General features: G+C 61.8%; 16 protein-coding genes. 6 read left to right on the top strand and 10 right to left on the bottom strand.

Features of this window, described 5'->3' with window-relative positions:
- Nucleotides 1–75 precede the first annotated feature (75 nt).
- Nucleotides 76–720 carry an alpha/beta hydrolase gene (locus tag ACWTV3_RS09155; RefSeq protein WP_498477875.1) on the top strand — a complete coding sequence of 215 codons (645 nt, stop codon included), beginning with the start codon at nt 76–78 and terminating at the stop codon, nt 718–720.
- A 42-nt stretch (nt 721–762) separates the two neighbouring features.
- On the opposite strand, the gene ACWTV3_RS09150 is transcribed toward ACWTV3_RS09155, so the two are convergent.
- From ACWTV3_RS09150 to ACWTV3_RS09140, 3 genes are all read right to left on the bottom strand, one after another.
- Complete coding sequence (locus tag ACWTV3_RS09150; protein WP_498477874.1) at nt 763–1461, bottom strand: potassium channel family protein; 699 nt, start codon at nt 1459–1461, stop codon at nt 763–765.
- Entirely contained in the window at nt 1454–2812 is a 1359-nt protein-coding gene (locus ACWTV3_RS09145) for a TrkH family potassium uptake protein (protein ID WP_498477873.1), read from the bottom strand. The genes ACWTV3_RS09150 and ACWTV3_RS09145 overlap by 8 nt, the downstream gene beginning before the upstream one ends.
- Nucleotides 2813–2878: 66 nt before the next feature.
- The gene (locus ACWTV3_RS09140; protein WP_498477872.1) at nt 2879–3319 is read right to left on the bottom strand and encodes a nitroreductase family deazaflavin-dependent oxidoreductase; all 441 of its coding nucleotides are present in this window, start codon (nt 3317–3319) and stop codon (nt 2879–2881) included.
- Nucleotides 3320–3414: 95 nt separating this feature from the next.
- On the opposite strand from ACWTV3_RS09140, the gene ACWTV3_RS09135 reads away from it, so the two are divergent.
- Entirely contained in the window at nt 3415–3906 is a 492-nt protein-coding gene (locus tag ACWTV3_RS09135) for a hypothetical protein (protein WP_498477871.1), read from the top strand.
- Nucleotides 3907–3949: 43 nt separating this feature from the next.
- Here the strand turns inward: ACWTV3_RS09135 and ACWTV3_RS09130 are convergent, their stop codons facing one another.
- Nucleotides 3950–6520, bottom strand: a complete 2571-nt coding sequence (locus ACWTV3_RS09130) for a helix-turn-helix transcriptional regulator (RefSeq protein WP_498477870.1) — start codon at nt 6518–6520, stop codon at nt 3950–3952.
- 131 nt (nt 6521–6651) lie between these two features.
- On the opposite strand from ACWTV3_RS09130, the gene ACWTV3_RS09125 reads away from it, so the two are divergent.
- Nucleotides 6652–7569, top strand: a complete 918-nt coding sequence (locus tag ACWTV3_RS09125) for an NAD(P)-dependent oxidoreductase (RefSeq protein ID WP_498477869.1) — start codon at nt 6652–6654, stop codon at nt 7567–7569.
- Nucleotides 7570–7634: 65 nt separating this feature from the next.
- Here ACWTV3_RS09125 and rhaS read toward each other — a convergent pair whose 3' ends face one another.
- From rhaS to ACWTV3_RS09105, 4 genes are read right to left on the bottom strand one after another with little or no spacing between them, the layout of a single operon-like run.
- The gene (gene rhaS, locus ACWTV3_RS09120) at nt 7635–8654 is read right to left on the bottom strand and encodes a rhamnose ABC transporter substrate-binding protein (RefSeq protein WP_498477868.1); all 1020 of its coding nucleotides are present in this window, start codon (nt 8652–8654) and stop codon (nt 7635–7637) included.
- 60 nt (nt 8655–8714) lie between these two features.
- On the bottom strand, nt 8715–9758 hold the full coding sequence (locus ACWTV3_RS09115) for an ABC transporter permease (RefSeq protein ID WP_498477867.1): 1044 nt from the start codon (nt 9756–9758) through the stop codon (nt 8715–8717).
- On the bottom strand, nt 9755–10744 hold the full coding sequence (locus tag ACWTV3_RS09110; RefSeq protein ID WP_498477866.1) for an ABC transporter permease: 990 nt from the start codon (nt 10742–10744) through the stop codon (nt 9755–9757). Before ACWTV3_RS09110 ends, ACWTV3_RS09115 begins: the two co-directional genes overlap by 4 nt.
- Nucleotides 10741–12258: a sugar ABC transporter ATP-binding protein gene (locus tag ACWTV3_RS09105; RefSeq protein WP_498477865.1), complete on the bottom strand. Its 1518-nt coding sequence runs from the start codon at nt 12256–12258 to the stop codon at nt 10741–10743. The genes ACWTV3_RS09110 and ACWTV3_RS09105 overlap by 4 nt, the downstream gene beginning before the upstream one ends.
- 166 nt (nt 12259–12424) lie before the next feature.
- Between ACWTV3_RS09105 and ACWTV3_RS09100 the strand changes: the two genes are divergently transcribed.
- Nucleotides 12425–12763, top strand: coding sequence for an L-rhamnose mutarotase (locus ACWTV3_RS09100; RefSeq protein WP_498477864.1), 339 nt, complete (start codon nt 12425–12427; stop codon nt 12761–12763).
- Here ACWTV3_RS09100 and ACWTV3_RS09095 read toward each other — a convergent pair.
- Nucleotides 12760–13782, bottom strand: a complete 1023-nt coding sequence (locus ACWTV3_RS09095) for a LacI family DNA-binding transcriptional regulator (RefSeq protein WP_498477863.1) — start codon at nt 13780–13782, stop codon at nt 12760–12762. The genes ACWTV3_RS09100 and ACWTV3_RS09095 overlap by 4 nt on opposite strands.
- 207 nt (nt 13783–13989) lie before the next feature.
- Between ACWTV3_RS09095 and rhaI the strand changes: the two genes are divergently transcribed.
- Together rhaI and ACWTV3_RS09085 are read left to right on the top strand one after the other, a co-directional pair.
- Nucleotides 13990–15156 (top strand): L-rhamnose isomerase, encoded by a 1167-nt coding sequence (gene rhaI / locus ACWTV3_RS09090; protein ID WP_498477862.1) that lies wholly within the window; start codon nt 13990–13992, stop codon nt 15154–15156.
- An 87-nt stretch (nt 15157–15243) separates the two neighbouring features.
- On the top strand, nt 15244–16293 hold the full coding sequence (locus tag ACWTV3_RS09085; RefSeq protein ID WP_498477861.1) for a LacI family DNA-binding transcriptional regulator: 1050 nt from the start codon (nt 15244–15246) through the stop codon (nt 16291–16293).
- Here the strand turns inward: ACWTV3_RS09085 and ACWTV3_RS09080 are convergent.
- Nucleotides 16258–17394: a Gfo/Idh/MocA family protein gene (locus ACWTV3_RS09080; RefSeq protein WP_498477860.1), complete on the bottom strand. Its 1137-nt coding sequence runs from the start codon at nt 17392–17394 to the stop codon at nt 16258–16260. The two genes, ACWTV3_RS09085 and ACWTV3_RS09080, sit on opposite strands and share 36 nt — an antisense overlap.
- Between the last annotated feature and the right edge of the window lie 60 nt (nt 17395–17454).

Raw genomic sequence — 17454 nt, 5'->3', positions numbered from 1 at the left:
TATGCGGGTTAATCGATTTCCGCGCGAAAGTGCGTTGATTCAGCCATATTGACGCGCACAATTTACAGTTAAGTAATGGCTGCCAACCTCCCCACAATTCTCGTTCTCCCCGGTGGAGGGTATTCGCGCCTCGCACCCCACGAAGGCGAGCCCGTTGCTGCCTGGTTGCGTTCGATCGGCTGGAATGCTCGCGTTGTTGAGTACCCCGTTGCCACGAAACATCCCGCTCCATTGCTGGCAATTCAGTCTGAAATTGCGAAGGAACGTGCGCTAGGGGCACCTCTCGTGGGTGTTTTGGGATTCTCCGCTGGCGGCCATTTGGCCGGCCACGCGGCTGTCGCCCCCGTCGCGAAAGACGACGAGCGCCCCGACTTTGCCGTGCTCGGCTACCCCGTTGTCACGATGACGGGCGAGACGCACGCCGGCTCTCGCGAGAACCTCATCGGGCTGGATGCCAACTCTTTCCTGCGCGAAGACACCTCACTCGATCTGTTGGTCACGCCCGCCACTCCGCCCATGTTTATCTGGCACACGGCTGCTGACGAGCCTGTTCCGGTCGACGCGCACTCGTACCCGCTGGCTATGGCACTGGCAGCGGCCGGCGTGCGCCACGAATTGCACGTCTTCTCTGACGGCAAGCACGGCCTCGGGCTTGCGGATGGCACTCCCGCCGAAGCATGGCAGGCGCTTTGCGAAATCTGGTTGAGTTTACTGCGCTAACGAGAGCTCGCTGCTCTAACGGCGCACACGCTGCGTTGCGCTCTAACGGCGCAAGCTGAAGGCCTCGGCCTTGTTGGTCGGGCCCGAAACAAGAATGGTGTCATCGGCGGCGATGACGGTTTTCTCATCGGTGTAGGTCCAAGTGCCGCCGAGCGGGCGAACAGCTGTGACTGTGACTCCCGCGGTTGACCGCACGCGCGACTCCCCCAGTGTCTTACCGATGATCGCGGCCGGCGGGGCCATCTTGACGAGCGAGAAGTTATCGCCGATCTCGAGATAGTCCTGCATCGATCCGCGCACGAGGTGAGCGACGCGACGCCCCATTTCCTTCTCCGGGTAGATCACGTGGCTGACGCCGAGCTGTTCCAAGATCGTGCCGTGCGCATCGCTGACGGCCTTGGCCCACACGTGCGCCACGTTGTACCGCAACAGCAGCGATGTCGTCAGGATGCTCGCCTGAATGTCACTGCCGATCGCCACCACCACGCGGTCGAACTCAGGCACGGCCAACTGCCGCAGCACCTCCTCGCGCGTGGAGTCAGCCGAGACCACATGGGTCAACTGGCCATTCATCTCCTGCACGATCGACTCATCCAGATCGACGCCGAGCACTTCGGTGCCGTTGGCCATGAGTTCGAGCGCCAGAGCGCGACCGAAACGGCCCAACCCGATGACCGCCACCGAATCTGCTGCGGCTACGGACGAGGCATCCGAACCAGAGAACATGCGCAATTTAGCCAATGATCGGCCTTTCTTTGGGAAGTTCATACAGGACAGCGCGCTCACGCAGAGCGAGCGCGGTTGCAAAACCAATAGGGCCGAGGCGGCCCACAAACATGAGAATGGCCAAGATAAGTTGCGCGGCCACCGGCAGCTCGGGCGTGATTCCTTCGGAGAGGCCGACCGTGCCAAACGCCGAGACCGTCTCGAACAGCACGGGGCTCAACGGCAGCCCTGAGAGCAACATGATCGTGACGGTGGATGTCGCGACGACGCCGACCGAGAGCAAGACCACCGCGATCGCTTGGCGGTGCACCGCGCGAGACAGTCGCTTGCCGAAGACGTTCACGACGCCGTCTCCGCGCACCTCCGCGAGGAGGATGAAGAACAGCACCGCGAAGGTCGTGATCTTGATGCCACCGGCAGTGCCGGCGGGGCCGCCACCGATGAACATGAGTGCGGTCATCCCGAACTGGCTTGCTTCGCTCATGGCACCGATGTCGATGCTGTTGAAGCCAGCCGTGCGCGTTTGCACCGATTGAAAGAAGCCAGCCAGAAGCTTGGTCTGCCAGTCGAGGGGGCCGAGGGTGGCGGGGTTGTTCCACTCGATGAGCGTGATGTAGATGGTGCCGGCAACGAGCAACAGCGGGGTTGCTGCGATGACGATGCGGGTGTTCATGCTCCACTTGAGGCGGTTGCCGCCGTGCCGCAAGAGTTGCACGATCACGGGGAAACCGAGTCCGCCCAGGATGATCTCGGCGCACAGCGTGAGCGAGACCACCGGGTCGTCAACAAACGAGATCATGTTGTTGCTGAACAGCGCGAAGCCAGCGTTGTTAAACGACGACACGGCATGGAAGATCGCAAACCACGCTGCCTCCCCCACGCTGTAGCCGTAGCGCAGCAGAAACCACAAGAAAAGGATGAGCGCGCCGACGCCCTCGATGATGAGCGAGATCTTGAGCACGCCAAGAATCAGTGAGCGCACATCACCAAAGCCGACGCTCTTGGTCTCGGCGGCGGCCGTAATGCGTGAGCGCAATGAGAGGCGGCGGACAACGGCGATGCCGATGATGGAGGCGAAGGTCATGACGCCAAAGCCACCCACTTGAATGAGCACCATGATTACGACTTGACCAAAGCCGGTCCAGTACGTCGACGTATCGACGATCACATGGCCCGTCACGCACATCGCCGATACCGCAGTGAAGAACGCCTCCACGAGCGTTGCGCCACCCGGACCGGTACGCGAAATAGGTAACGCCAGCAGGGCTGTGCCCGCTGCGATACCAATCAGAAACCCCAGGAGAGTCAGCTGTGCTGGATGAACCAGTTTTCGCTTATTACCCGCCCCACGGACGATATTGTGCACCGGCACACACTACGCCTGTTCGGGGCCGAACAGCACGACTTTTTTATGCGATGCCGAACCGCCCGTCTAAGCGCTGATCGGCTCCAATACGAAGACCGGAATCTCGCGCTCAGTTTTGGCCTGGTAGTCCGCGTAGTCGGGGTAGGCCGCGACCGAACGCTCCCACCAGAGAGCCTTCTCGTCACCGGTCACTTCGCGTGCCATGAAATCGCCCTTGAACCCCACATCGTGAAGCTCCACCTGCGGGTTAGCCACGATGTTGTAGAACCAGACCGGATGCTTCGGAGCCCCGCCAAGCGAGGCAACAACGGCGTAGTGGCCGTCGTGTTCCACGCGCATGAGGGCAGTCTTGCGCAGCTTGCCGGATTTGGCGCCGACGGTGGTCAGGACGATGATCGGCATCCCGCGCATGAGGTTACTTTCATGGCCATTGCTGGCCTCGAAGACCTCGGCCTGAGTGCGGGCCCGCTCTGATGTGCTGGGTTCGTATTCTCCTGTTAGCGGCATGCTTCCACGTTACCTTCCGGCGGCTGAAGACATTACTCAGAGATAGGTAGTTTCTACTCATGCGCTGCCCTACGCTCGAGGGCTTTACTGGTCGCATGATCACTTCACAGCGCGCGCTGACAAGCGCAACCGCCATAGCAATCGCGGCCGGCCTCACCGTTTCCCTCTCCGGTTGCTTCGGCAACCCCCTCGAGAGCTTCACCGACAACCTCATCGAGGACACCGTAGAGAACGCGATCGAGGGTGCCACCGGCGTTGAGGTGGATGTTGACGGCGACGGTTCGGGAGGCTCGCTGCCCAAGTCGTGGCCCGCAGAGGTTCCCGCCCCCGATGGCGACATTCTTTTCTCGCTCGGCATCGACGATGGCTACAGCGCGACGATTCAGGTGGACTCCGACGCGGCAGCCGAGGCAGGCTACGAGGCACTCGTCTCCAGCGGTTTCGAAATGATCTCCGAAGTTTCCCTCGGCGACAATGGCTACCTCTACGGCCTCGAGAGCGACAGCTGGGTCGTTCAGTACTCGTGGGGCACGACCGAGGAAGACGGCACGCTCGTGAACATGATCGTGTCCGCCGTCGAACAGTAAAAGTGAGGACCAGTGGCGGTGCGGCTCTCAGCGAGCGCCGCCACTACAGCTCAGAAAGAAACTCTTCGAGTTCCACCCGGCCCTTGACGCCCAGCTTGCGATAAATTCGCGCCAAATGGTTGTCAACGGTACGAACCGAGAGCCCCAGTTCTTCACCAATCTCGCGACTGCGTTTTCGACCAGCAGCAGCTCGAGCGATTGTCCACTCCCGCTCGGTGAGATCGTCGGCAATAGTGTCGCCCGGCACGCGATCCATGTCGGCAGCGAGGCGGCGGGCGAGCAACGTGGCCTTACGCTCCAACTCGTTGCGGTCAGCCTTGGCTGCGATACGCGCGCCTTCCAGAAGGCTATCGACCGCGAGCGCAGCTACTCCCGAGGCAGCAAGAGTGGGGGCGAGTTCGCAGAGGCGTGCGACATCCGCTGCGGCTGCGACGTGAGCCCATTCGTGGATGCGGGCAATCAGCGGTGACGGCGAGAGTTGCGTCAGCAGTTCCAACTGTTCGAGCGCGGCAGCCGGATGCCCGACCCGAATCGCCACGGTCAGGGTGAGGGCGCTCAGCAGGAAGTGGCCCAGGATGATGCCTTCGGCAACGGCCGCAACGATGACCGCCGCCGCTTCTTCGGTACGCCCCTCGGAGGCAAGCAACCAAGCCTCGCACTCTGCCCGCTGCAGAATGACTTTGGCGTCGCCCGCATGTTCGGGGGAAACCTCGGAGAGTAGTTCGCGCGCCGTTTCAGGCTCGCCGAGTTGAGCATCGACCGTGGCGTGAAGGGCGACGGCGGTGCCGAGGAGTCCGGTGAAGTCGCGCCATTTCAGCTGCTCGACCGCGAGTGTCGCGAGAGCCTGAGCATCGCAGAGTCGCCCCTCGTGCAGGCGAACGATGGCCAGCGCATACGACCACACTCCCGCTGAGTCAGCGAAGCGGTCGAGACGGCGTTGGGCAGCAAAGTCGCGTGCGCGCACGATCTCGGCATCAGCAACGAGGGCTAAGAACTCGGAGAGATCGAGAAGCGAACCTGCAAAGGGCGCTTCGAAGCGATAGGCCTCCGCCAAGGGACGGGTCTGCAGAATGGCGGCAAAAGCGTCGGCGGGGTTGCCCGCCATCGTTGCGATCATCGCCGCGGTGAGTCCGGCGTTCACGGCACCGAGTCCGCCGTCGGGCGATACCGGATCCGCTACTTCGGAGAGGGCCCCCGCATCTCCGGTCATGAGTTGCCACTTGGCTAGTTCCGGGCGCAGCACCGCTTGGGCACCGGCATCCATTCTCGACAATTCACACGTCACGCGATCGACGGCATCCGAAGGGCGAGAGAGTCGATAAACCATGTGCTGACCCCAGCGGGCAAGAGCGATGGCACGCTGTTCTTGGTCCTGCGACAGTGCGATGGCGGACTCGAAAACGACCGACGACCGTTCCGACTCGGCCAACGCCGACAGCGCACTCGCCAACACGAGCTCGGGCGCGAAACGGCGTTCGGCGAGCTGGGCACGTTCTGCGAGAGAAGCTGCGACCGCATGGTCCCCGGCGGCATGCGCGTAGCTTGCCGCCCAATCCAGATCGTCATTGCTGATGACGGCATCAGTGGAGGTGAGCAACACGGTTGCGGTGAAGCGCAGTTGCTGATCGCCCATCGGCATCAGTCGGCCGGCGATCTCCTTCACCAATTCGGCACGCTCGGCCTGCGCCAGATCGATCGTGAGGGCCTCGGCAAACAACGGATGGGCCAGGCGCACGAGCGGGGTGGTCTCGTCGCCGGCGTCTTCGGCTATGCCCTCACTCGTGAGGTAGGCCAGGGCATCACCCTCGTCGGCAGCGATTACCGAACGCGGGATGGGTTGAGCAATCGCAATCAGTTGCGCCACACGACGCTGAGCCGCAGAAAGCTGCTCCACGCGGTCGGCAATCGTGGCGCGCACATGCTTTGGCAGCGTCGCCACCGACACCTCAACACCGAAATCACCGCTGCGGATGCCGCCCGCTCGCCCGGCAGCGAAGATCAGTTCCCGCAGCATCAGCGGGTTACCGCGGCTCGCCTCAAACAGGGCACGGAGGCTCTCGGGGCGCAGGGTGCCGCCCAAATACTGGTGGAGGATCGACTGGCTGTGTTCGAGACTCAACCCTTCGAGCTCGACGATGTCGATCAAGTTTTCGTGCAGCAGACGCGCGATGGGGCCGTTGACCTCGTGCGAGTCGCGAGCGGTGAGCAGCGTCGTGACACCGAAAACGCGCACGAGTTGGTACAGCACACTGGCGGAGACGGCATCCAATAGCGGCGCGTCATCAATAACGAGAACGAATTTCTGCGGGTTCTCCCCCACCACTCCGACAAGCGCTTGAACGCGGTCACTCACGCTCTCAATGTCATGTCTGCCTGCGCTGGCGAGCACCGGGGCGAGGGCTCCGAGGGGAACATCAACCAGCTCGGCGAGGCCGACAACGGGGATGACGGTGCGTCCATCGGCGCGGAGCGCGTGCGAGATGTGGGCGCCCAATGTTGTCTTGCCGACGCCGCTCGGACCGCGCAACATGACCGACCGCGCACGGGGGCCGCGAAGGGCCGCGAGCACAGCATCCCTCTCGCTTTCGCGGGGTACGACCGGCCAGCGCGCCATGAAGCCCCTCCCTCCGAGCAATAGTCAACGTGGCCGACAGCCTAGTGGCCGGGTGTTGCGAGGTGAATAACGATTCTGTGAGGCATGCTGGAGTGGCCGTTGCCCGCCGCCGAGTTCAGGAGCCCTGCGCCATGATCACCATTGCCCTTCCCGACCAGCAGATCTTCGACCGACTCGCGCCGCAGTTGCCCGACGCCAACGTAATCGTGTGGGGCCCCGCCGACGGCGCGCCGCCGGTGCACGTCGACCTCGCGCTGCTGGGGTATCTCGGTGCATCCGGTGGAATCAGCGTCTTTGCCGGAATGGATGTCGCCGCCCTGCAATCGCAGTCCCTCGGCTTTGACGGCATCGAGAATCGGCTGCCCGCCGGCATCACCTACTGCAACGCTGTTGGGGTGCACGAAGCCTCCACGGCCGAACTCGCTGTGGGCATGATCATCTCCGAACAGCGCGGCTTTCCCGCGCACTTCGCGAACCAGAAGACCGGCACGTGGAACCAGCACGAGCAGCCCGGGGTTGCCGGCAAGACCGTCGTGATCGTAGGTGCCGGCGGAGTCGGAAACCAGATTGCCGACAAGCTCGCCCCCTTCGACGCCAACGTCGTGCGCGTCGCCCGCAGCAACCGCAGCGACGAACGCGGAGCCGTTCAATCAATGGATGCCCTTCCCTCGCTGTTGGCGAAAGCCGACATCGTCGCGATCGCCGTTCCGCTGAACGACGCCACCACGAACCTCGTCGACGCTGCCTTCTTGGAGGCGATGAAGCCCGGCGCGCTGCTCGTGAATGTATCTCGCGGCAAGATCGTTGACACCGACGCTCTCGTGGCGGCGGCATCCGCTGGCCACGTTCGAGCAGCGCTCGACGTCACCGAGCCGGAACCGCTGCCGAGCGACCACCCGCTCTGGTCAATTCCCGGCGTCACCATCTCGCCCCACATCGGCGGGGCAACCTCAGCGATGCATGCTCGAGTGGATGCCGTGATGCGCGAGCAGGCACGTCGCCTCGTCGCCGGCGAGCCCCTCGCCCACGTGGTGGTTGACGGGCGCTAGCGGCCGGATAGACCAATAGCCCACCGGTTTCGCAACCGATGGGCTATTCGTTCGGAGCGGAAGACTTAGAAGTCGAAGTCCGCGATGTTGTCAATGTTGAAGGTGTACGGGTCGCCCAGCAGTACAACGCCGTCGGCGCCTACCGTGTAGCTTCCGAGCTTTCCAGCCTCGAATTCGTCGCCTTCTGCGCCGGTGATCTCGCCCTCGATCAGTGCCTTGGCACCGTAAGCGGCGAGGTAGCCGAGGTCACCCGGATTCCACAGAGCGAACGCCGTGACGGTTCCGTCATTGACGAAGTCGCGCATCTGGTTCGGGGTTCCGAGACCAGTCAGCTGAACCTTGCCCTTGAAGGACGAGTCCTGGAGGTAACGAGCCGCAGCCGAGATACCAACAGTGGTGGGCGAAACGATGCCCTTGAGCTCCGGGTAGGTCTGCAACAGTGCTGCAGTCTTATCGAAGGACGTCTGGTCGTCGTCGTCACCGTATACGACTTCGACGAGCTCGATGTCGGGGTGGTTGGCTTCGAGCTCGATCTTCATGAGTTCGATCCACGCGTTCTGGTTCGTCGCGTTGGCGGTAGCCGAAAGGATAGCGATCTGGCCTGCATCACCGATCTGCTCAGCGATCAGATCAACCTGAACCTTAGCGATACCTTCAGAGTCAGCCTGGTTGATGAAGAGATCGCGGCAGTCGGGGCTGGTGTCAGCGTCGAAGGTTACTACCTTGACGCCAGCGTCGCGTGCCTCGCCAATGGCGTCGCACAGAGCTGACGGGTCGTTGGCCGAAAGCGCAATGGCTCCCACACCCTGCTGGGTAAGGGTGTTGATGTAGCTGACCTGTCCATCGGGGCTTCCGGTTGCGGGGCCAACTTCGGCGAAGGTTCCGCCGAACTCTGCGATGGCTTCTGCTCCACCGGCATCCGAGGTATCGAAGTAAGCGTTTCCGAGGTTCTTGGGGAGGAAGGTGATAGCCAGATCGCCATCGCCACCGCTGTCGCCACCGGTTGCGGCGCAACCTGTGGCCACAAGCGCGAAGCTCACTGCGAGTGCAGCGAATGCCCCGGCGCGCTTTGAAGAGTTAAACATCGTCGTTCTCCTTTTAGGGTGTGAGTCGATGACTGTGACACCGACACTGGTGCAAGAAACTCAACCGGTCGCGGTCGGTGAAGTTCCCTTGGTTCCTCCGGGACGAGCGCGTTTGCTCCGCGCCCATGCCAAGAAGCTTGTTCCCACCACAGACGCGATAAGCAGCGTGCCTGTGATGACGTTGATGACGTCAGAGGTGACGTTAGCGAGGCGCAAAGCGCTCGCGAGGGTTCCGATGAGCAACACACCGGCGAGCACGCCGGGGAGAGCACCCCGGCCGCCGAAGATCGAGACGCCGCCAAGGAGCACCGCAGCGATCACCGAAAGCTCAAGGCCAGTGGCGTTGTCGCCGCGGGCGCTGCCGAAACGAAGCGTGTAGTAAATTCCGGCGAGTGCAGAGACGATGCCGCTCAACATGAAGAGGATGAATTTGGTGCGTTCAACGTTCACGCCCGAGAAGCGAGCAGCTTCGGGGCTGAGCCCGATCGCGAAGACTCCCCGGCCGAAAGTGGTGAAGTGCAAGAGGATACCGAACACCAGGGCCAACACCACGATCAGAATCACGACGCTGGGGATCGCAGTGTCACCGATCTTTGACTTCGCGAGGTCAGTCCAGAACTTGTTGAACTCGGTGACCGCCGTTGTACCCAGAAGGCCGACAGCGAGACCGCGATACAGGGCGAGAGTTCCGATGGTCACCGCGAGGGACGGAAGCCCGACCATGGTGATGAGCGCTCCGTTGATTGCTCCGGCGATAAGCCCGACCAGGAGAGCAACGAGAGCAGCAGCCGGGATGGGCATGCCGTTCTGATGCAGTACTCCCACGGTCACGCTCGACAAGCCAACAATGCTAGCCACCGACAGGTCAATCTCACCGGTGATGATCACTAGCGTCATCGGCAGAGCGATCAAGAGAATGGGGGCGATATCGAGGAACAGATAGGTGATCGTGATCGGCTGCGCAAAAGCGCGAACAGACATCATCGAGACGATGATCACGAGGGCGAGGGCGCCGATGACGGCGGCTTCTCGCGAGATGAGCAGACGGCGCCAGAGGGGCTGAGAGTAGTCGCGGTACGTGCGTGCCGCTGTGGTGCCGGTCATGACTCGTCCCTCATTTCCAGTAGTTTGCGAGATTGTCGAAGGGCAAGCACACGGTCAAGCACGATCGCGCCGATGATGAGAACACCGACGACGGCCCGCTGCCAGAAGTCCTGCACACCCAGAATGGGCAGCGCACGGTTAATGGTGAGGAGCAAGAACGCGCCGATGGCCGCGCCCCAGACTGTTCCGCTGCCGCCGAAGATGGCGACACCGCCGATCACGGCAGCACCGACCGCCTGCAGTTCAAGGTTCACTCCGGCCTGCGAGCTCACCGTTCCATAGCGAGCGGCGTAGAGAACACCGGCGAGTCCGGCAAGAGCTCCTGAGAAGATGAATGCCACGAGAACTCGCTGCGTCACCTTGAGCCCGTAGAGGTTCGCGGCTTCGGGGTCAGACCCGATGGCGTACAACTCGCGACCGGCGCGCTGCGTGCGCAGGAACCATCCGGCAGCTACCAGCACCACAAGAGCAATAATCGTGAGCCACGGAATTCCGAACAGTGAACTCGTGCCCAAGCTCAAGAACGCCGAGGGAAGGTCGGAACCGTTGATGCGGTCGCTCCCCGTCCACAACACGTTGATGCCCCGGTAGGCATACAAGGTACCCAGGGTGATGACGAGCGCTGGCACTTTAGCGAAAGCAACCAACGCGCCGTTGATGAGACCGAGGAGTCCACCGAAGACGATTCCAATCAGGAACACCGCAATAATCGGGATGCCGGGGAGGTCGATGAAGAGACGGCCAGTCAAGTAAGCCGTGAGCCCCAGCACCGAGCCGACTGACAGGTCAACGCTGCGGGTGATGATGACGATCGCCTGTCCCACCGCGAGAAGCAGCAGGATCGACGGCGTCAGCAGCAGGTCGCGAAAGCCATCCGGGCTAAAGAGGAAGGTAGGGTTGCGCGCTGTCGCAACCACCACGACAAGCACGAGCGCAATCATGATTCCGGTCTCGCGCGCCTTGATCAGTTTGCTGAGCATTTTCATGACGCCACCTCCGCGTGGGTTGCGGCGAACATGACGGACTCAGCCGTGGCATTCGCGCGATCAATTTCTGCAGTGATGCGGCCTTCGTGCACCACAAGAACTCGGTCGGCCATGCCCAAGACTTCGGGAAGTTCGCTGGAGATCATGATGATGGCGAGACCTTCCACGGCGAGCTCGGACAGCAAACGGTGAACTTCGGCCTTCGTGCCGACGTCGATGCCTCGCGTCGGTTCATCGACAATCAGCAAGCTCGGGTTGGTGGCAAGCCACTTGGCGAGCACCACCTTCTGCTGGTTGCCACCGCTGAGGGTGCCGACTTCAGTATCGAGTGCCGAGGCCTTTACTTCGAGCTTGTTCGACCAGGTGCGAGCGCTGGCGTTCTCGACAGCACTCGTGATGAAACCGAGCTTGGCGAGGGTGGAACGAATTGCGAGCGTGGCGTTCTTCGCAACGGATGACTCGAGTACCAGTCCCTGGCGACGGCGATCTTCTGGCACGAGTGCCAGCCCGAGGCTCATTGCTGCCGCTGGGTTACGTTTCGGGATGCGCGCCCCGTTGATAGTGACAGTTCCCGACTTATAGGGATCTACGCCGAAGATAGCCCGGGCAATCTCGCTGCGGCCAGCGCCGACGAGGCCGGCAAGCGCCACGATTTCTCCGGCGCGAACCGAGAAGCTGATGTCGTGGAACTCTCCCGGTTCAGTGAGCCCTGACACCACGAGAACTTCATCACCGATAGGGGCATCGCTCTTGGGGAAGAGTTCAGCCACATCGCGGCCGACCATCTGACGGACAATCTCGTCTACGGTCGTCGCTGCAATGGGGCTGGTAGAGATGTATGCCCCGTCACGCATGATCGTCACGGTGTCACACAACTCGAAGACTTCCTCGAATCGGTGCGAGATGAAGAGAAGCGCACGACCTTCGTCGCGAAGGCTGCGAGAGACGGCGAAGAGTCGTTCAACTTCGACGCCACTCAGCGCAGCGGTTGGCTCATCCATGACCAGCACTTTGGCGTCAAGAGAGATGGCCTTCGCGATCTCGATGATCTGCTGGTCAGCGATCGAGAGGCCCTGAGTGGGTCGATCAGGATCGATGCGAACGCCGAGGCGTTCGAAGAGTGCGAGTGCTTCGGCGTGCATTTTCTTGCGGTCAATACGGCCAAGCGACTTGACGGGCTGGCGACCCATGAAAATGTTCTCGGTAACCGACAGGTCGGGAAACAACGTCGGCTCTTGATAGATGACGGCGATGCCGGCGCTCTTGGACTGTGCGGTTGAACTGAAGTCAACGGTCGCACCTTCGAGCGTGAAGCCGCCGGCGTCTCGCTGGTAGAGCCCAGCCATGATCTTGACGAGCGTGGACTTGCCTGCACCGTTCTCACCGACGAGCGCATGGATGGAACCGGGGTGCAGAGCGAGGGTTCCATCGGTCAGCGCCACGACAGAGCCAAAACTCTTGGCGATGTGTGAGAGCTCAAGCGTGGGAGCGCCTGGGTTCGTGTATTCCGACATCGTTGTCTACCTCGTTGTATGTGATGAGCCTAAGTGAAACGATTCACTGCTGTTGAGAAACGATAGGTGCCGATTGCGGTCCCCGTCAAGTCCGGCCTATAAATCGGGCATACTCTGTGACCAGAAACGGCGCGACCGCCGCCAACGACCTCAACTAGGGAGAGAAATGACTCGCGTGTGCTTCCAACTGCAAGTCCGGCCAGAACGACTCAACGAGTATCTCGAGCGTCACTCGGCAGTCTGGCCGCGCATGCTCGAGGCGATTGAAGCATCCGGCCGTCGCAATTACTCGCTCTTCGTGCGCCCAGACGGACTGCTTGTCGGCTACTACGAAACAGACTCGGTGGAAGCCTCACAAAATTTTCTCGACAACAGTGCGGTCGCGGCTGAGTGGGAAGCCGAAATGGCAAAGTTCTTCGTGGCCCTCGATGGGCGCCCCGACCAAGCAGCCCAGGTTTTGCCCGAGGTTTTCAACCTCGAAGATCAGCTCGCCGCCGCGCGCTAGACAGTATCGACGGCGCTTGCCGACGTAGAGCGGCGCACAACAAGCTCGGGCTGAAACTCAACGTGGCGTGGCGCCGCTGACGGGTCGGCCACTTCTTCGAGCAAGATCTCCAGCGCCGTGTGGCCGATCATGCCGGCGGGCTGACGGATGGACGACAGCGGCACCACCGCGGCCGAAGCGAAGTCGATGTCGTCATAACCAATGAGGGCGACGTCTTCGGGAACGCGAACATCAGTCCCTTGCAGCATCAGCGCCTGCAGCACCCCCATCGCGACCAGGTCATTGGCGGCAAAAATCGCATCAGGCAGCTCGGAACGGTCGGCGATCGCCGTTCCCGCCTTGCGTCCCGCAATTACGCTCAGCGAGTCAAGGTGCACAACCTCAAGCGATACCCCTGCGTGCGCCTGAGCGGCAAGCTCAGCACCCTCGAGCCGGTCGGCAACCTGGCGAATCGAGAGCGGTCCGCCCACAAAAACGATGCGAGTGCGCCCCTCGGCGATCAGGTGTTCGACAGCCATGCGGCCACCCGCCACGTCATCGACAGTCACTGAGCTAAACGTTCGATCTGGGCTCGCCCGGTCGACGAGCACTGCGGGAATGCCGCGAGCACGCAATCCTTGGAGACGCGCGCTGATGTCACCGATCGGAGAAATCAACACGCCATGCGAGCGTTGCTGCTCAAAGAGTTCGAGGTAAGCCTGCTCTCGTGCGGGGTCTTCATCGCTGTTGCCCAAAATTACTGACAGCCCCTCTTGGCTTGCCCGCGTTTCAGCGCCACGAGCAACATCAGTGAAGAACGGGTTGCGCACGTCGAGCACAACGAGGCCGACGGTTTTGCTGTGGCCATCTCGCAGTTGACGGGCGGCGTCGTTGCGCACAAAGCCGAGTTCCTCGATAGCGCTCTGAACCTTTGCAACCGTGGCGGGCGCAACCTTCGCGGGGTGATTCATCACGTTGGAGACCGTGCCCACGGACACTCCCGCGTGCCGAGCGACATCTTTTACACTGATCCCGCTCATGCAATCCCACTTTCCCAGCGCCATCGCTGACTAATTTTGAATCGTTCAATAGTGCCATGGAATCGCACCACCTTGACGAAAACCCACCCATGACCTTATTCTCAATGCGAACAGTTAAAACGATTCAATGAAGAGTTGATGAGTGAGACCACGCCACTCGCTGCCTGAGTGCGCCCGTCATCGCTTCGCAAGAACAAAGGACCAGCAGTGACCAGCTTCAGCTCCATCGCAGCCCGCCTCGAAGAGCAGGCCATCGAACTCCCCTCGTGGGCCTTCGGCAACTCCGGCACCCGGTTCAAGGTGTTCGGAACCCCCGGCACTCCCCGCACTCCGGAAGAGAAGATCGCGGATGCCGCCCAGGTCAACAAGTACACGGCACTGTCGCCGACTGTTGCCCTCCACATCCCGTGGGACAAGGTCGAGGACTACAGCGCCCTGCGCTCCTTCGCTCAAGATCACGGCGTTGACCTCGGAACGGTGAATTCAAACACGTTCCAAGACGACGACTACAAGTTCGGATCGCTCACCCACGTCGACCCCACGATCCGCCAGAAGGCCATTGACCATCACTTCGAGTGCATCGACGTGATGGACCAGACGGGCTCCCGCGACCTCAAGATTTGGCTTGCTGACGGCTCGAACTACCCCGGCCAGGCCGACATCCGTGGCCGTCAGGACCGCCTCGCGGACTCGCTTGAGCAGATTTACGGCCGCCTCGGTGACGAGCAGCGCATGGTGCTCGAGTACAAGTTCTTCGAGCCCGCTTTTTACCACATGGATGTTCCGGACTGGGGAACCAGCTACGCCCAAGTAGCCGCCCTCGGCGAGCGCGCTCTCGTGTGCCTCGACACGGGCCACCATGCCCCCGGCACCAACATCGAGTTCATCGTGATGCAGCTACTGCGCCTCGGAAAGCTTGGCTCGTTCGACTTCAACTCGCGCTTCTACGCCGATGATGACCTCATCGTGGGCGCGGCTGACCCGTTCCAGCTGTTCCGCATCCTCTATGAAGTCGTTCGTGGTGGCGGCTACGGTGCCGACAGCGGCGTGGCCTTCATGCTCGACCAGTGCCACAACGTCGAAGACAAGGTGCCCGGCCAGATGCGTTCGGTGCTCAACGTGCAAGAGATGACCGCTCGTGCGCTTCTCGTCGATTCGGATGCTCTCACCGCCGCGCAAGACGCCGGTGATGTTCTCGGCGCCAACGGAATTCTGATGGATGCCTTCTACACCGACGTGCGCGCTGACCTTGCTGCGTGGCGCGAGTCGCGCGGCCTGCCCGCCGACCCGATGGCGGCGTACGCGGCATCCGGTTACCAGCAGAAGATCGCTGACGAGCGCGTGGGTGGCGTTCAGGCTGGGTGGGGTGCCTAGGCGGTTTAACTAGCCCGCAGCCAGCAATAATGGGGTGTACGCTAGCTCTTGGTTCGGTTCAATGAATCAAGAGCAGCGGAAGGCACAATGGCGAACATCCGGGACGTAGCACGGCACGCGGGAGTGTCGGCGGGTACGGTCAGTAACGTACTCAACCGCCCCAGTTACGTCAATGCTGCTACCCGCGAAAAGGTGCTCAGCTCCATCAAGGAGCTCGAGTTCGTTCCCGTCGCCAACGCACGCCAGTATCGCCCCGGCCGAGAGCGCACCCTCGGTTTCGCCCTCGCCGATATGGGCAACCCGTTCTTTGTCGATGTTGCACTCGGAGCAGAAGCTGCCGCGAAAGAGTTCGGCGTTGGTGTAATGATCGTGCACAACGGCGAAGACCCGTCGCGCGAGCAACAGAACCTTGACTTGCTTGTGCAGCAGCGCGTACACGGCATCATGATCACACCAGTGGATGAACGTAATCCCCGCCTCGAAGAGCTCATCGATCGCGGCATTCCTGTCGTCTACGTCGACCGCATTTCTGGCGACCGACCGTGCTGCTCTCTTGCCACTGACGACTTCGCGGGCGGCAAGCTCGCCGGTGAACACCTGCTCGGCCTTGGGCACACCCGCATCTCGTTCGTGGGAGGCTCCGCAATCTCACGCCAGGTCGATCAACGGTTCGACGGCCTCGTGGGCGCGACGACGAAAGCTGGCGTGCCCGCATCCGACATCGGTCGTATTGACGTTCCGACGTGGAAGTTCGACGACGGCCGCAATGCCGGGCGACAGATCGCAGCACTCCCCCGCGACGAGCGCCCCACGGCCGTGTTTTGCGCCAATGACATGCTCGCGCTGGGAGTGCTTCAGGAGTTCGTGCTCGACGGCATCTCTGTTCCGGAAGACGTGTCGATCATCGGCTTCGACGACCTCGACTGGGCGAGTGCCGCCACCGTTCCCCTCACCACCGTGCGGCAGCCACGAGAAGAGCTCGGCCGCACCGCGGTGCGGATGATTCTCGACGAGATCGAGCAGGGTGCAGCCCACGAGCACGAACACGTCATCTTCGAGCCTGAACTCATTGTGCGAGCATCCACTGGCCCGGCTCCGAAGCTACGAGACGGTGCACCAAGCGCGTTGCTGGTCTGATTTCTCGACGGCGTCGATAACCTTCTGAATCTCCCACGCCTCCCGGAAATCAGGTGACGAGGTCGTACCCGCCGCGATCGCGTCGATGAACTTCTTGACCTCAAAAATCTTGAGCTCGTGGAGCCCGATGTTGATGCCAGACATCGGCCACAGCGCTGCGTAGTCGCCATGCCCCGGCCCCAGTTCGATAGTGCGGAAGCCGTGCGCATCGAGTCCATCAGAGTCGAGCGAAACCTCAAGCTTGTGGCTGTCTTGCTGGCTGAAACGGATGGCGCCACGGGTGCCGGTGAGCGTAAACGACACTTCAAAGGCACGCCCCACGGCTACGCGGCTCGCCTGCATCGAGCCAATAGCCCCATTCGCAAATTCGACCAGCGACAATGAATAGTCATCGTTGTCGACAACGTGACGGATGCCATCCGCGTCTTTACGTTCGGGCACAACAATCTTGGTCATCCCGCTGACCCGCGCGACATCGCCAACGAGGTGGCGCGCGATCGAGATCATGTGCGACCCGAGATCGCCGAGCGCTCCCCCGCCGGCACGCGACCGATCCGTGCGCCACGTGAACGGCACTTCAGGGTCAATCATGGTGTCGGCGCTGAAGAAGCCAGTGAAAGAGACCAGTTGCCCGAGCTCGCCGGCGTCAACGAGTTGGCGGGCGAGCGCGATGCCGGGGTTCTGCAGGTAGGTGAAACCCACCTGGGTCGTGATGCCTGCTGCTTCAGCGGCCTCGGTCATGGCGAGCGCTCCCTCGACCGTGAGCGCTAAGGGTTTCTCGCACCAGACGTGTTTGCCCGCGCGCGCTGCCGCAATCGCAACCTCTTCGTGGAAGGCGTTGGGCGTCACGATGTTAATCACATCGATCTCGGGATCGTTAACCACGTCCTGCCAAGAGTCGGATGCTCGCTCGAAGCCGTACTGGGCGGCGGCGCTTTCCGCTCGCGCGAGGGTGGGATGAACAAGGGTGACCAGTCGCGGCTCGAGGGGCAGGTCTCCGAACACCGCGCGCGCATTGCGCCACGCCATCGAATGCTCTTTCGCCATCAGCCCATCACCGATGAGCCCGATACCAATGGTTTTTGCCGCTGTGCTAGTCATGTGCTTGTTCTCCTCTTCATTAAGGAATGGGGTTAACAGCGTGGGGCCACGCTCTGCAGC

This window comes from Salinibacterium sp. AL4.1 (genome assembly GCF_059767305.1).
This window is presented reverse-complemented; position numbering and strand designations above follow the sequence as displayed.